General features: G+C 71.0%; 12 protein-coding genes and 4 pseudogenes. 10 read left to right on the forward strand and 6 right to left on the reverse strand.

Going from position 1 to position 13844, the window contains the following annotated elements; all coding sequences use genetic code 11:
* Positions 1–22 precede the first annotated feature (22 nt).
* Both ABZ281_RS03430 and ABZ281_RS03435 read left to right on the forward strand, forming a co-directional pair.
* Complete coding sequence (locus ABZ281_RS03430) at positions 23–376, forward strand: cytidine deaminase (RefSeq protein WP_030836448.1); 354 nt, start codon at positions 23–25, stop codon at positions 374–376.
* Positions 377–547: 171 nt separating this feature from the next.
* A complete protein-coding gene (locus tag ABZ281_RS03435) occupies positions 548–1024 on the forward strand; it encodes a hypothetical protein (protein WP_356651640.1) in 477 nt (158 codons plus the stop codon).
* Between the two features lie 24 nt (positions 1025–1048).
* Here the strand turns inward: ABZ281_RS03435 and ABZ281_RS03440 are convergent, their stop codons facing one another.
* Together ABZ281_RS03440 and ABZ281_RS03445 are read right to left on the reverse strand one after the other, a co-directional pair.
* On the reverse strand, positions 1049–1387 hold the full coding sequence (locus ABZ281_RS03440; RefSeq protein WP_097216529.1) for a P-II family nitrogen regulator: 339 nt from the start codon (positions 1385–1387) through the stop codon (positions 1049–1051).
* Positions 1384–2694, reverse strand: coding sequence for an ammonium transporter (locus ABZ281_RS03445; protein WP_356651642.1), 1311 nt, complete (start codon positions 2692–2694; stop codon positions 1384–1386). The genes ABZ281_RS03440 and ABZ281_RS03445 overlap by 4 nt, the downstream gene beginning before the upstream one ends.
* Positions 2695–2847: 153 nt before the next feature.
* Here ABZ281_RS03445 and era point away from each other — a divergent pair, with 153 nt between their 5' ends.
* Positions 2848–3810, forward strand: a complete 963-nt coding sequence (gene era / locus ABZ281_RS03450; protein ID WP_142164030.1) for a GTPase Era — start codon at positions 2848–2850, stop codon at positions 3808–3810.
* 59 nt (positions 3811–3869) lie between these two features.
* Here era and ABZ281_RS03455 read toward each other — a convergent pair whose 3' ends face one another.
* On the reverse strand, positions 3870–4316 hold the full coding sequence (locus ABZ281_RS03455) for an ATP-binding protein (RefSeq protein WP_356651644.1): 447 nt from the start codon (positions 4314–4316) through the stop codon (positions 3870–3872).
* A gap of 304 nt (positions 4317–4620) precedes the next feature.
* Between ABZ281_RS03455 and ABZ281_RS03460 the strand changes: the two are divergent.
* Positions 4621–4863 (forward strand): annotated as a pseudogene (locus tag ABZ281_RS03460) (RNA-guided endonuclease TnpB family protein); the annotation flags it as partial.
* 231 nt (positions 4864–5094) lie between these two features.
* Positions 5095–5214: pseudogene (locus ABZ281_RS03465) on the forward strand (transcriptional regulator); the annotation flags it as partial.
* Positions 5215–5361: 147 nt separating this feature from the next.
* Here the strand turns inward: ABZ281_RS03465 and ABZ281_RS03470 are convergent.
* The 3 genes from ABZ281_RS03470 to ABZ281_RS03480 all read right to left on the reverse strand — a co-directional run bounded on the left by ABZ281_RS03470 (position 5362) and on the right by ABZ281_RS03480 (position 8116).
* Entirely contained in the window at positions 5362–6684 is a 1323-nt protein-coding gene (locus ABZ281_RS03470) for a GH1 family beta-glucosidase (protein WP_356651646.1), read from the reverse strand.
* Positions 6685–6767: 83 nt separating this feature from the next.
* Entirely contained in the window at positions 6768–7034 is a 267-nt protein-coding gene (locus tag ABZ281_RS03475) for a protealysin inhibitor emfourin (RefSeq protein WP_356651648.1), read from the reverse strand.
* Between the two features lie 20 nt (positions 7035–7054).
* The gene (locus tag ABZ281_RS03480) at positions 7055–8116 is read right to left on the reverse strand and encodes a M4 family metallopeptidase (protein WP_356651650.1); all 1062 of its coding nucleotides are present in this window, start codon (positions 8114–8116) and stop codon (positions 7055–7057) included.
* Between the two features lie 334 nt (positions 8117–8450).
* Here ABZ281_RS03480 and leuA point away from each other — a divergent pair, with 334 nt between their 5' ends.
* From leuA to ABZ281_RS03505, 5 genes and pseudogenes are all read left to right on the forward strand, one after another.
* Entirely contained in the window at positions 8451–10172 is a 1722-nt protein-coding gene (leuA, locus tag ABZ281_RS03485) for a 2-isopropylmalate synthase (RefSeq protein ID WP_356651652.1), read from the forward strand.
* A 211-nt stretch (positions 10173–10383) separates the two neighbouring features.
* Positions 10384–11082 carry a TerB family tellurite resistance protein gene (locus ABZ281_RS03490; protein WP_356651654.1) on the forward strand — a complete coding sequence of 233 codons (699 nt, stop codon included), beginning with the start codon at positions 10384–10386 and terminating at the stop codon, positions 11080–11082.
* Between the two features lie 151 nt (positions 11083–11233).
* A pseudogene (locus ABZ281_RS03495) lies at positions 11234–12613 on the forward strand (MMPL family transporter); the annotation flags it as partial.
* A gap of 6 nt (positions 12614–12619) precedes the next feature.
* Positions 12620–13054: pseudogene (locus tag ABZ281_RS03500) on the forward strand (ATP-binding protein); the annotation flags it as partial.
* The gene (locus tag ABZ281_RS03505) at positions 13051–13695 is read left to right on the forward strand and encodes a response regulator transcription factor (protein ID WP_356651656.1); all 645 of its coding nucleotides are present in this window, start codon (positions 13051–13053) and stop codon (positions 13693–13695) included. The pseudogene ABZ281_RS03500 and the gene ABZ281_RS03505, both read left to right, overlap by 4 nt.
* Positions 13696–13844 lie beyond the last annotated feature (149 nt).

A 13844-nucleotide genomic window follows, 5' to 3' on the forward strand; every position in this document is an offset into this window, starting at 1 on the left:
GGTCGCTACGTATGCTCGGATCATGACCGACAGCAGCGCGCTCGACCCCGAGGACCGCAAGATCGTCACCCTGGCCCGCTCTGCGCGGGCCCGCAACGGCGTGCCGGAGGGCGCGGCCGTACGGGACGAGACCGGACGCACCTATGTCGCGGGCACCGTGGCCCTCGACTCCCTGAAGCTCAGTGCCCTGCAGACGGCGGTGGCGATGGCGGTGGCCTCGGGCGCGACGTCCCTGGAGGCGGCGGCGGTCGTGACGGAGGCGGAGACCGCTTCCGACGCGGACCGGGCGGCCGTGCGGGACCTCGGTGGTGCGGGGACGCCGGTTCTGGTGGCGGGGCCCGACGGCACGGTCCGGACCACCGTCACCGCCGGCTGAACTTCGCTGTAACCGGCGGTAATTAGGCCAGTTTTCAACCTTGCCGCCGCCTGCCCCACACGCATCAATGGAACCGACAGTTCCGACGGACCGTCAGATTCGACTCTCGGCGGTGTGCCCGCATCCATGCGCCGAGCGGTCCGCCCCCCACGGAAACGGAGCCGGAATCCCATGAGATGCAAGCGAATCGGAGCAGGTGCGGCACTGGCGGCCGGGGCCCTCGCGGTCACCGGGCTCGCCTTCGCCCCCGCGGCCCTCGCCGTCACCCCCCAGACGGCGACGATCACCGCGGACTGCGGCACCTTCGGCAGCGGCGAGGCCACCCTCACGGCCACGCAGGACGGCACCGCCGCCACCCTCACCGTCACGTCCTCCGCGATCACGGCGCCCATCGCGCTGGGAGAGGACTCGATAGCGTCCACCCTCACCCTGGTGAAGGCCGGCGGCGGAACCGTCGACTTCGCCGGCACGGAGAACCCGGCGATGGCCGCCGGCGCACCCGTCGAGGTCGGCCCGCTCAGCGGCACCGTGGCCTCCGGCGACAGCCTGGAGGCCTTCGGCGGCTCGCTGAAGATGACCGTCTTCGGCATCACCATCACCTGCACGGCGACCGGGCCGCAGTCGCCGGGCCCGTTCGTGTTCGACTGAGACCGCGGCGGCGCGGCCCCGGTGTCAGAGCGCGTCGGGGCCGCGCTCGCCCGTCCGCACCCGTACGACCGTGTCGACGGGCAGCGCCCACACCTTGCCGTCGCCGATCTTGCCGGTGTGCGCGGCCTTCACGACCGCGTCGATGACGGCCTCGGAGTCCGCGTCCTCGACGACGACCTCGATACGGACCTTGGGCACCAGGTCGACCTGGTACTCGGCGCCGCGGTACACCTCGGTGTGACCGCGCTGCCGGCCGTAGCCGCTGGCCTCGCTCACGGTCAGGCCGTGCACGCCGAGTTCCTGCAGGGCGTTCTTGACCTCGTCGAGTCGGTACGGCTTGACGATCGCGGTGATGAGCTTCATGCCTGGGGGGTGACCTTCTGGGCGTGGGGGACGACGGAGGAGGAGACCGGGGCGCCGTGGCCCAGGACCCCGTGATCGTAGGCCGTCTCGGCGTGCACCGTAAGGTCCAGTCCGGTCTGCTCCTGTTCCTCGCTCGCGCGCAGGCCCATCGTGACGTCGATCAGCTTTCCGATCCCGTACGTCACACCGAACGCGTACACCGCCACCACGACCACGGCCACCAGCTGCTTGCCGAGCTGACCGAGGCCGCCACCGTGGAGGAGGCCCTCGGCGCCGCCCGTCATGGACTCGACGGCGAAGACGCCGATGAGGAGCGTGCCGATGACACCGCCGACCAGGTGGACGCCGACGACGTCCAGGGAATCGTCGTAGTTCAGCTTGAACTTCCAGCTCACGGCGTACGAGCAGACGGTGCCGGCCGCGAGGCCCACGACCAGCGCGCCGAGCAGCGAGACGGACCCGCAGGAGGGGGTGATGGCGACCAGCCCCGCGACCGCGCCGGACGCGGCGCCCAGGGTCGTGGGATGGCCGTCGCGCCTCTGCTCCACGAAGAGCCAGCCGAGCAGCCCCGTGCAGCCCGCGGACAGGGTGTTGATAAACGCGGCGGCCGCGAGGCCGTTGGCGCCGAGCGCCGAGCCGGCGTTGAAGCCGAACCAGCCGAACCAGAGCAGACCGGCGCCCAGCATCACCATGGGCAGGTTGTGCGGGCGCATGGCGTCCTTCTTGAAGCCCATGCGCGGGCCCAGGACCAGGCACAACGCCAGTCCCGAGGCGCCGGAGACGATCTCCACGGGCAGCCCGCCCGCGAAGTCCAGGGCGCCCAGCCGCTCCAGGATCCAGCCACCCGGGCCCCACACCCAGTGCGCGACCGGAACGTATACGAGCAGCGCCCACACCGGCACGAAGACCAGCCACGCGGCGAACTTCGCCCGGTCGGCGACCGCGCCGCTGACCAGCGCGGCCGTGACGATCGCGAAGGTGAGCTGGAAGGTGGCGAACAGGACCGTGGGCACCGTGCCCTGGACGCTGTCCGGGCCGAGGCCGCTCATGCCGACGTGGTCCAGCCCGCCGATGAATCCGCCCGCCGCGTCCTCGCCGAAGGCCAGGGAGTAGCCGGCCGCCAGCCACACCACCGTCACCAGGGCGATCGACACGAAGCTCATCATCAGCATGTTGAGCACGCTCTTCGTGCGGACCATGCCGCCGTAGAAGAGGGCCAGGCCCGGGGTCATCAGCAGGACGAGGGCGGTGGCGGCGAGCAGCCAGGCGGTGTCACCGGTGTCGGCGCTTGCGGCGGCGAGGGTCACGGTTGTCTCCAACGGTGCGGGGGCTCGTCAGAGGTTCACCGGCCCTCGTTTCCGGTTGCGTACGGGTGTGTTTCCGTGACGTTTCGTTGCGTGAGGGTTTCGGGAAGCTCACGGAGGGCGTCCGGTACGGGGCGGCTCCGGGGATCAGGGAGAATGGGCGGCATGAGCGTTCGTACCCAGTCATCCGAAGAGCCGGCCGGAGCTGTCCACAGGGCCGGTTTCGCCTGCTTCGTGGGCCGTCCCAATGCGGGCAAGTCCACCCTCACGAATGCTCTGGTCGGCCAGAAGGTGGCGATCACGGCGAACCAGCCGCAGACGACGCGGCACACCGTGCGGGGCATCGTGCACCGCCCGGACGCCCAGCTGATCCTGGTCGACACCCCGGGTCTGCACAAGCCGCGCACCCTGCTGGGCGAGCGGCTCAACGACATCGTGCGCACGACGTGGGCCGAGGTCGACGTGATCGGCTTCTGTCTGCCGGCGAACGAGAAGCTCGGCCCCGGCGACCGTTTCATCGCGAAGGAACTGGCGTCCATCAAGAAGACGCCGAAGATCGCGATCGTCACCAAGACCGACCTCGTGGACAGCAAGACGCTCGCCGAGCAGCTGATCGCCATCGACCAGCTCGGCAAGGAGCTGGGCTTCGAGTGGGCGGAGATCGTCCCGGTGTCGGCGGTCGGCGACGATCAGGTGGGTCTGCTGGCCGACCTGATCGTGCCCCTGTTGCCCGAGGGCCCCGCGCTCTACCCCGAGGGCGACCTGACCGACGAGCCCGAGCAGGTCATGATCGCGGAGCTGATCCGCGAGGCCGCGCTGGAGGGCGTCCGTGACGAGCTGCCGCACTCCATCGCGGTCGTCGTCGAGGAGATGCTCCCCCGCGAGGACCGCCCCGCCGACAAGCCCCTCCTCGACATCCACGCCTTCGTCTACATCGAGCGCCCCAGCCAGAAGGGCATCATCATCGGCCCCAAGGGCAAGCGACTGAAGGAGGTCGGCATCAAGTCCCGCAAGCAGATCGAGGCGCTGCTGGGTACACCCGTCTTCCTCGACCTGCATGTGAAGGTGGCGAAGGACTGGCAGCGGGATCCGAGGCAGTTGCGCAAGCTGGGGTTCTGAGGTTCCGCGAGGCCATGGCGCGAGCCTTGGCCTCTCGGCGTCCACGTCCCCGCACCGCCTTATAAAGCCGTCCCCAGGCTCGCCCACACCGCGTTTCCGCCCGTGAGGGTCGAGCGGGTGATGCCCCAGCTGTCGGCTATCTCCCGGACGAGGAGCAGGCCGCGGCCCCCCTCGTCCTCGGGGCCGGGGCAGCGGTCGGGGATGCCGTGGCCCGTGAGGTCGCCGTCGTGGACCTCCAGCCGGAAGCGCGCGTCCGTCATCAGCTGGACGCCGCACAGGATCCGTTCGCTGAGCGTGTGCAGCACGGCGTTGGTGACCAGCTCGGACACGAGCAGCACGGCGCTCGCGCACACCTCCTCGGGCACCTGCCACGAGGTCAGCCGCGCGCCCATGGCATGGCGGGCGGCTCTGACGCTGGTCCGCTGTGGGGGCAGCTCCAGCCAGTCGGTGCGGTCCGGGCGCACCGCGTCCAGGAACCGGGGAGTGGATGTCGTGTGGGGGGACACGGCGATCGCCTTCCGTGGGGGGTGGGCGCAGTCAAGGAAGGGACGAGCGGACAACGGACCGGCCGGAGGGGGGAGTTGCTTCCGGAACCCTGGTCACACAAGTAACTATGCTCGTAGGGCAGTTCACGCTGCAACTATCTGCCTGACAACTTCAGCGGTATCTCGCGAGGAACCCCGGGGCTTCAGCCCCGGGAGGAATCGCGTCCGGTGAGGGCGACGCGGAGCGTCGCGGCATCCGGGGGTTCGGTTGGACGGGTGTACGGAAGTCGTCTGTTTGTGCGGCCGTGTCCGTAGAGTCGGTGTCGTGAAGCTGGTGGTGCAGGTCCGACTGTTGCCGACGCCCGTGCAGGCGGCGGCACTTGAGGCGACCCTGCATGCCTGCAACGAGGCGGCTTCCTGGGTGTCCGAGGTGGCGTTCGAGAGGGACGTGAAGCGGAACTTCGCTCTGCGTGAGCACACCTACGCCGAGATCAAGCAGCGGTGGGGGCTGGGGGCGCAGGCCGCTCGGCACACCATCAAGAAGACCTGTGACGCCTACCGGACGCTGGCGGAAGTCGTGGCGACGCGGGGCGCAGTCAACCGCCCCAGATCCACCCCCGAAACCCGGGGGTGGGACAGGACGCAAACGCAGCACCACAGCCAGTGGCGCCCGCTGTGCAAGCCCGGGACTGTAGTCCCGGGTCGTTGACAAGGACGGTGTCGCCGGGCGGAACGATCTGGTGAAAGATGCAAATCCCAGCGAAAACGGCGGCGGTGACGACCCTCCAGGAGGTACTGCGTGAACGACGCGCGATCCGGCACCGGCGCCCCCACCGTTCTCCGTATGATCCTGGGTCGCCGGCTCAAGGTGGCCCGGCAGGGCGCGGGCCTGTCCCTCGACGACGCCGCCAAGGCCCTGCCGTCACTCCCTAATGAGCCGCAGCAAGCCACGGGCCTGCTCCCCACACCCGGATGCGCGCGGCCGTGTTGCGCGGCGGCTTCCCGAACGCCACCGGGGGCGACGCCCCGACGGACGCCGAGGTCAGCCTGTGGACCGGGGTGGGCATCAAGCCGTAGGCCCCTGCGCCCTCAGCAGCTCCCGGTACCAGTGGTAGGACGCCTTGGGGGTGCGCTCCTGGGTGTCGAAGTCGACGTGGACCAGGCCGAAGCGGCGTGCGTAGCCCTCCGCCCACTCGAAGTTGTCGAGCAGGGACCACACGAAGTAGCCGCGCACGTCGACGCCCGCCTCCACCGCCCGGTGCAGGGCCCGGACGTGGCCGTCCAGGTAGGCGATGCGGTCCTGGTCGTCGGCGCCCGGGTAGGAGCAGCCGTTCTCGGTGATGACGACGGGCGGGAGCCGGTCGCCGTAACGGTCGCGGAAGGTGGTGAGGAGCTCGGTGAGTCCTTCGGGGACGACGGGCCAGCCGAAGTCCGTGACCGGGTGGCCCTCGATCTCGCGGACGGAGAAGGGCAGTTCGGCGGGCATGGTGATCCCGCCGAACTCGATCTCAGCGCCCCGCGGGGCTCCCACCCGGGTCGGGGCGTAGTAGTTGATCCCGTACCAGTCGAGCGGCTCGGCGATCACCTTCAGGTCCGCCTCGACGTCCCCGGGCATCAGCTCGCCGATGCCGTCCGGGTAGCGGCCGAGCAGCAGCGGGTCCGCGAACAGGCGGTTCAGCAGCAGGTCGTAGAACTCCGCCGCCTCCATGTCCGCCGCCTCGGTCGACGCCGCCCAGGTCGGGCCGTGCGAGTTGGCGATGCCGATGTCCGACGCACCCGAGGCGCGCAGGGCCCGTACGGCCAGGCCGTGGGCGAGCAGCTGGTGGTGGGCGGCCGGCAGGGCGTCGAACAGCAGTCGCTTGCCCGGCGCGTGCGTGCCCAGGGCGTGGCCCAGCAGGGTGTGCTCGGCGGGCTCGTTCAGAGTGATCCACTTCGTCACGCGGTCGCCGAGACGGTCCGCGACCAGCGCCACGTACTCGGCGAAGCGCCCGGCCGTGTCCCGCTCCAGCCAGTCCAGGTCCGCGGGCAGGTCCCAGTGGAACAGCGTCGGGACGGGGCGGACGCCGGCCGCGCACAGGTCGTCGACCAGCCGGTCGTAGAAGTCCAGGCCCTTCTCGGAGCGCACCCGCGGCCAGGAGACGGAGAAGCGGTAGGCGTTCACGCCCAGGCCGGCCAGGAGTACCACGTCCTCGCGGTGGCGGTGGACGTGGTCGCAGGCCACCGCCGCCGTCGAGCCGTCCTTCACCCGTCCCGGCTCGGCCGCGAAGGCGTCCCACACGGACGGCTCGCGCTCGTCCGCGGCGCCCTCGATCTGGTGCGCGGAGGTGGAGACGCCCCAGAGGAAGCCGGCCGGGAAGCGGGGGATCGGATTGCCTGCGTCAGTCGCCATGCGCTGGATCATCCGTACCGGCGGTAACGGAAGTCAACGGCCGGGCGGGAAGGAGCTGTCGCCCGGCCGGTGACACGGACCCGTCAGGCCCCTTCCTTCAGCACCCGCGAGATCAGTTTCCGCTGGTCGTCCGTCAGCCGGGGATCCGCGCAGTACACGGTCTTCCCGTCCACCGTGAGCTGGTAGGTGAACCCGTCCGGGACCCCGACCGGCGGTGTGCTCCGGCCGGCGGCCACGGCCTGCTCCGCGAGGGCGTGCCATTCGGAGGCATCGGGCCGGTCCGAGGTGTCCACCTCGGCATGCCGCTCGATGCCCGCGAACCCGCCCGTGCGCCGCACCTGAATACGCATGGCTCCTGTCTAGTACGGAACTACAGGGTCCGCACCCCGACCTGCTCCCAGGCCTTCGACACGGCGTCCAGTTCCTCCCCGTCGCCGAAGCGCTCCCGGGCGGCCTTCACGGTGAGTGTTGCGAAGTCGGCGAACATCGCCTGCTGCTTCAGCTCGCCGCCGGTCAGGACGTCGTACCAGACCTGTCCGGCCCGCTCCCAGGCGTGGCCGCCGAGGGCCGTGGCCGCGAGGTAGAAGGCGTGGTTCGGGATGCCCGAGTTGATGTGGACACCGCCGTTGTCGCGTCCGGTGCGCACGAAGTCGTCCATCGTCGCCGGCTGCGGGTCCTTGCCGAGGACGTCGTCGTCGTACGCCGTGCCCGGCTCCTTCATGGATCGCAGCGCCGTGCCGGTCACGCGCGGGGCGAGCAGGCCCGCGCCGATCAGCCAGTCGGCCTCGGCGGAGGTCTGGCCGAGCGTGTACTGCTTGATCAGGGCGCCGAAGACGTCCGACAGGGACTCGTTGAGCGCGCCCGGCTGGCCGAAGTAGGTGAGGTTGGCCGTGTACTGCGTGACACCGTGCGCGAGTTCGTGGCCGATGACGTCGATCGGGATGGTGAAGTCGAGGAAGATCTCCCCGTCTCCGTCGCCGAAGACCATCTGCTCGCCGTTCCAGAACGCGTTGTTGTAGTCGCGGTCGTAGTGCACCGTCGCGTTGAGCGGGAGGCCGTTCCCGTCGATCGAGTCGCGCTGGTAGGCCTGGAGGAACAGCTCGAAGGTCGCGCCGAGACCGGCGTGGGCGCGGTTGACGGTGGCGTCCTTGCCGGGCTTGTCGCCCTCGCCGCGGACCTTGTGGCCGGGCAGGTCGGTGCCGTGCCGGGCGTCGTGGATCGTGCGCTGCGGCTTGCCGCCGGCGGCCGCGGCGGCGGCCCTCGCGCCGATGACCGTGGTGAGGCGGCGCTGGGTGCGCTCGAAGGCGTCGCGCTGCAGGGTGCGGCGGGCCGGACCGGCGAGCGAGGAGTCCTCGGCCTGGGCGAGCTTGTCGAGGACATGAGGCGGAACGATGGTGCAGAAGACGGGCTCGAAGCCCCCGTGAGTCGTCATGCCCGGCACCTTTGCACTGCGTGACGAAACTGTCACTAGTCGCCACCATGATTGGTGAAATACCGGGACAACGCCCCTCACGCTCCGTGGTGAGTGCTATGACGAAGTGGTGTAGCGCACTTTTTGTCCCGAATGTGCGCCGGGTCCCGCATACTGATACGACCCCACGCGCCGGGAGGGGCTCGGCTAGCATGCTGCGCATCATGCGTTTCGGGCTGCTTCTCCTTAGCTGCCGCGGCGAGGGCCTGTAGTCGAGGCCGACTCCCTCCCCGCGGAGCTTGGTGCTGCGTCGTCGGCCGTCCTTCCGGACACCCTCTGAGGAGCCCCCCGCATCATGGCGAACCGCCAGCAGCCCAGTTCCCTGCCGATCCACAAGTACGGCCGCTACGAGCAGGTCGACATCCCGGACCGCACCTGGCCGCAGAACCGCGTCACCACCGCCCCCCGCTGGCTCTCCACCGACCTGCGTGACGGCAACCAGGCCCTGATCGACCCCATGTCGCCCGCCCGCAAGCGCGCCATGTTCGACCTGCTGGTGAAGATGGGCTACAAGGAGATCGAGGTCGGCTTCCCGGCCTCCGGCCAGACCGACTTCGACTTCGTGCGCTCCATCATCGAGGAACCCGGGGCCATCCCCGACGACGTCACCATCTCCGTACTGACCCAGGCCCGCGAGGACCTGATCGAGCGCACGGTGGAGTCCCTGAAGGGCGCCAAGCGCGCCACGGTCCACCTGTACAACGCCACGGCCCCGGTCTTCCGCCGGGTCGTCTTCCGCGGCTCCAAGGACGACATCAAGCAGATCGCCGTCGACGGCACGCGGCTGGTCATGGAGTACGCCGAGAAGCTGCTGGGCCCGGAGACGGAGTTCGGCTACCAGTACTCGCCCGAGATCTTCACCGACACCGAGCTGGACTTCGCGCTGGAGGTCTGCGAGGCGGTCATGGACGTCTGGCAGCCCGGCCCGGGCCGCGAGATCATCCTGAACCTGCCGGCCACCGTGGAGCGCTCCACGCCCTCCACGCACGCCGACCGCTTCGAGTGGATGGGCCGCAACCTCTCCCGTCGCGAGCACGTCTGTCTGTCGATCCACCCCCACAACGACCGCGGCACCGCCGTCGCCGCCGCCGAGCTGGCCCTGATGGCCGGCGCCGACCGCGTCGAGGGCTGCCTGTTCGGGCAGGGCGAGCGCACCGGCAACGTCGACCTGGTCACCCTGGGCATGAACCTCTTCTCCCAGGGCGTCGACCCGCAGATCGACTTCTCCGACATCGACGAGATCCGTCGCACGTGGGAGTACTGCAACCAGATGGAGGTCCACCCGCGCCACCCGTACGTGGGCGACCTGGTCTACACGTCCTTCTCCGGCTCCCACCAGGACGCCATCAAGAAGGGCTTCGACGCCATGGAGGCCGATGCGGCCGCCAAGGGCGTCACCGTCGACGACATCGAGTGGGCCGTCCCCTACCTGCCGATCGACCCCAAGGACGTCGGCCGCTCCTACGAGGCGGTCATCCGGGTCAACTCGCAGTCCGGCAAGGGCGGTATCGCCTACGTCCTGAAGAACGACCACAGCCTGGACCTGCCGCGCCGTATGCAGGTCGAGTTCTCCAAGGTCATCCAGGCCAAGACGGACGCCGAGGGCGGCGAGGTCACGCCGAAGGACATCTGGGCGGTCTTCCAGGACGAGTACCTGCCGAACCCCGAGAACCCGTGGGGCCGCATCCAGGTCCGCAACGGCCAGTCGACGACCGACACCGACGGCGTGGACACCCTGACGGTGGAGGCCACGGTCGACGGGCAGGACACCGTCCTGACCGGTACGGGCAACGGTCCGATCTCGGCCTTCTTCGACGCCCTGCAGTCCGTCGGCATCGACGTACGCCTGCTGGACTACCAGGAGCACACGATGAGCGAGGGCGCCTCCGCCCAGGCCGCCTCCTACATCGAATGCGCCATCGACGACAAGGTCCTGTGGGGCATCGGGATCGACGCCAACACGACACGGGCCTCGCTGAAGGCGGTCGTCTCGGCCGTCAACCGCGCGGCTCGCTGACCAGCCGTACGGGTTCGCGGCCGTAGGCCGCTCACCGGTGCCACAGGGGCTCCGTCCGCCGATGTAGGGCGGGTGGAGCCCCGTCGTATACCGGCCATTTGCTGTGGAGGTCACGGAAAGGTCTCCTCCGGGGTGCTGACTCCTCGTCTCTGATGTGGCTAACATCACGCAAGCGCGGCGACGTTGCCGTGCGGCGTGACGGAGGTGCGACGTGCTGCCAGGACGGGGACGAAACGGCCATGCCGCCAGGCTTTCTCGCGTCCTGGGCACCCGGACCGCGTGGACGGCCGCCGGTGACGGGGAGTTCTTCTGCCCCGGCTGCGGCGGCGACCGCAATTACCAGCGGCTGACCGGGCAACGCCGCTTCACCCTGCTCGGCCTGCCCGTGCTGCCGCGCGGCGAGACCGGCCCGGTCGTGGAGTGCGCCGCCTGCCGCCGCCACTTCGGCACGGACGTCCTCGACCATCCGACCACCACCCGCTTCTCCGCGATGCTCCGCGACGCCGTGCACACGGTCGCCCTCGCGGTGCTCGCCGCGGGCGGCGCCGGGTCCCGGTCGGCCCTGGAGACCGCCGTGCTCGCCGTGCGCGCCGCCGGCTTCGACGACTGCACCGAGGAACAGCTGGCCGCCCTCGTCGAGGCCCTGGAGGCCGACACCGGCCGGATCGCCGGCAAACCCTGCGGCGTGGGACTGGCCATAGAGCTCCACGAGGCCCTGGACCCGCTCGCCCCGCACCTCGCCACCGTCGGCCGCGAATCGATCCTGCTCCAGGGTGCCCGCATCGCCCTGGCGGACGGGCCGTACACCCCGGCCGAGCGGGATGTGCTGGCGACGGTGGGCGCGGCGCTCACGATCTGCACCGACGACGTGACCCGCCTGATGGCGGCGGCGGCCCGTACACCCTCGTAGGACCCGCCTCCGTGTTACTCCCGGGGAGTAACGCGCGGCCCGGACCGCCCCCCGCAGTACCCCTCGACTCGACCTCACGCCCGACGAACCGGCCCCCGTCCGGCGGAGTCTGGAGACCGATCCAGACACCCGACCGGAGGGAGCCGGACCCATGGGGGCCGTAAGGACGCGTACCGGGCGCAAGCGGGCCGTGCCCTGGGTGGTGGTCGGGCTGTGGCTCGCCGCGCTCGTGCTGGTCGGGCCGCTCGCCGGCACGTTCGCCGACATCCAGCAGAACCGCGCGGTCGACTGCCTGCCCGACAGCGCCGACTCGACGCAGGCGGCGCGGATCCAGGACGAGTTGCCGGGCGGAGAGGCGACCGACCTGGTGCTCGTCTACCACCGGGACGGCGGACTCACCGACGCCGACCGGCGCACCGCCGACCAGCAGATCACCCAGGTGAGCGGCGCCCACGACCTGCCGGGGCAGCCGAAGGGTATCCCGTCGAAGGACGGCTCCACCCTGATGTACCCGGTCTCCAGCACCCAGCCCGGCCAGGACGAGGAGGCCCGGGTCGCCTTCGTCGACGGCGTGCGCGACATCGTCGAGGGCGGCGGCGGACTGAGCGCCGAGGTCGACGGGCCCGGCGCGCTCAACACCGACATGAACAAGGTGTTCGGGACGCTCGACGCCACCTTGCTGCTCGCCACGCTCGGCGTCGTCACCGTGCTGCTCATCCTCATCTACCGCAGCCCCTTCCTGTGGCTGGTGCCGCTCGCCGTGGCGGGCGTCGCCGCCGCCGTGTCGATGGCCGCCGGGTACGGGCTGCACGAACTGTTCGACGTCACCGTCACCGGCCAGAGCGGCGGCGTGATGACCGTGCTCGTCCTCGGCGCCGGCACCGACTACGCGCTGCTGATCGTCTCCCGCTACCGCGAGGAACTGCGGCGCCACGAGCGGCCGTACGGCGCCATGCGCGCCGCGCTGCGGGCCGGCCGTCCTCGCCTCCTCGGGGACCGTCGCGGCCGGACTCCTGTGCCTGCTCGCCGCCGACCTCAACAGCAGCAGGGGCATGGGGCCGGTCGGCATGGTCGGGGTGCTCGCCGCCCTGGTCGCCATGACCACCCTGCTGCCGGCGGTCCTGGTGCTGCTGGGGCGGCGGGTCTTCTGGCCGCTGATCCCCGCCTTCGGCAGCGAGCCGAAGGCCCGGCGGTCGCTGTTCGCCGCGATGGGCACCTGGGCGACCCGGCGGGCGCCACCGTGCTCGTCGGCGGGGCCGTACTGCTCGGCGCCCTCGCGCTCGGCACGCTCAACCTGTCCGGCAGCCTGAAGCAGGAGGACTCCTTCACCGAGCGGCCCGAGTCCATCACGGCGATGCGGACGCTCGCCCAGGAGTACCCCGAGCGCAGCAGCAGGCCCGTGACGGTCATCGCACCCGACGAGCGGGCCGAGACGATAGCCGACCGGGCCCGGACGACCGAGGGCGTCGCCGAGGTGGCCTCCGGGCGCAGCGGCTCGGGCTGGACCGAGATCGCCGTGTTCACCACCGCGGCCCCCGTGCTGCGCGAGCACGGCCCCCCGGACGTCCGCGGTCCGCTGCCCGGCCTCGACGGGCTGCCCGACCTGGCGGAGGCCGCGCGGCTGGCCGGTGCCCGGGTCGAGCAGACCGTACGGATACGGCAGACACCGCCCGCCGTCGGCGCCGCCGCCTACCGGATGGTGCAGGAGGCCCTGACCAACGCGGTACGGCACGCGGGACCCGAACCGGCCGTCCACGGCGAACTGGACGAGCGCCAGGGGGCCCTGCATCTGTCGGTCCGCGACGACGGCACCGGACCTGCCCCGGGCGGCACCCCGGGCTTCGGACTCGTGGGGATGCGCGAGCGGGCCCGCAGCGTCGGTGGCACACTCGACGCCGGACCGCGCACCGGGGGCGGATTCGAGGTCACCGCGGTCCTGCCGCTGGCCACGACGGGGGAGAAGACGGGATGACCGTACGGGTGCTGCTCGCGGACGACCAGACGCTGGTGCGGGAGGCGTTCGCGATGCTCGTGGAGTCGGCCCGCGACATGGAGGTCGTCGGTCAGGCCGCCACCGGCCGGCAGGCCGTCGAACCGGCCCGCGGCGTCCGCCCCGACCTCGTGGTGATGGACCTCCGCATGCCCGACCTGGACGGCATCGAGGCGACCCGGCACATCGCCGCCGACGAGGACCTCGCGGGCGTACGGGTGCTCGTCCTCACCACGTACGACACCGACGAGTACATCGTCGAGGCGCTGCGGGCCGGGGCCTCCGGGTTCCTGGTGAAGGACACCCGGCCGGCCGAACTCCTCGACGCCATCCGCACGGTCGCGGCCGGCGAGGCCCTGCTGCCGCCCGGGCCCACGGCACGGCTGATCCAGCGGTTCCTGCGCAGCCCCTCGGCACCGGAGACGGGCGGGCCCGAGTGTCTGTCCGGCCGGGAGCGTGAGGTGCTCGCGCTGGTCGCGCGCGGCCTCAACAACACGGAGATCGCCGACGCGCTGGGCCTGAGCCCGCTCACCGCGAAAACCCATGTCAGCCGCATCATGGGCAAGCTGGCCGCCCGGAACCGGGCACAACTGGTCATCGTCGCCTACGAGTCGGGATGGTGACCCCGGGGAGCGTGTGACGGGCGGGCACGGCCCTAGGGGGCTTCTGATGGATCTCCGCAGCGTCGCGACGCCCGGCACGCACTCCCCCACTCTCGGCTTCGCTCGAGCGGGGACACCGCCATGTCGGAGCTTCTCGTCGACTTCATCAC

It is taken from the genome of Streptomyces sp. NPDC006265 (genome assembly GCF_040613555.1).
Classification (GTDB): domain Bacteria; phylum Actinomycetota; class Actinomycetes; order Streptomycetales; family Streptomycetaceae; genus Streptomyces.

Coding starts and splice junctions, on each gene's coding strand:
- ABZ281_RS03430 (WP_030836448.1), top strand. CDS start 23: ATGACCGACAGCAGCGCGCTCGACCCCGAGGACCGCAAGATCGTCACC.
- ABZ281_RS03435 (WP_356651640.1), top strand. CDS start 548: ATGAGATGCAAGCGAATCGGAGCAGGTGCGGCACTGGCGGCCGGGGCC.
- ABZ281_RS03440 (WP_097216529.1), bottom strand. CDS start 1,387: ATGAAGCTCATCACCGCGATCGTCAAGCCGTACCGACTCGACGAGGTC.
- era (WP_142164030.1), top strand. CDS start 2,848: ATGGGCGGCATGAGCGTTCGTACCCAGTCATCCGAAGAGCCGGCCGGA.
- ABZ281_RS03470 (WP_356651646.1), bottom strand. CDS start 6,684: ATGGCGACTGACGCAGGCAATCCGATCCCCCGCTTCCCGGCCGGCTTC.
- ABZ281_RS03475 (WP_356651648.1), bottom strand. CDS start 7,034: ATGCGTATTCAGGTGCGGCGCACGGGCGGGTTCGCGGGCATCGAGCGG.
- ABZ281_RS03480 (WP_356651650.1), bottom strand. CDS start 8,116: ATGACGACTCACGGGGGCTTCGAGCCCGTCTTCTGCACCATCGTTCCG.
- leuA (WP_356651652.1), top strand. CDS start 8,451: ATGGCGAACCGCCAGCAGCCCAGTTCCCTGCCGATCCACAAGTACGGC.
- ABZ281_RS03505 (WP_356651656.1), top strand. CDS start 13,051: ATGACCGTACGGGTGCTGCTCGCGGACGACCAGACGCTGGTGCGGGAG.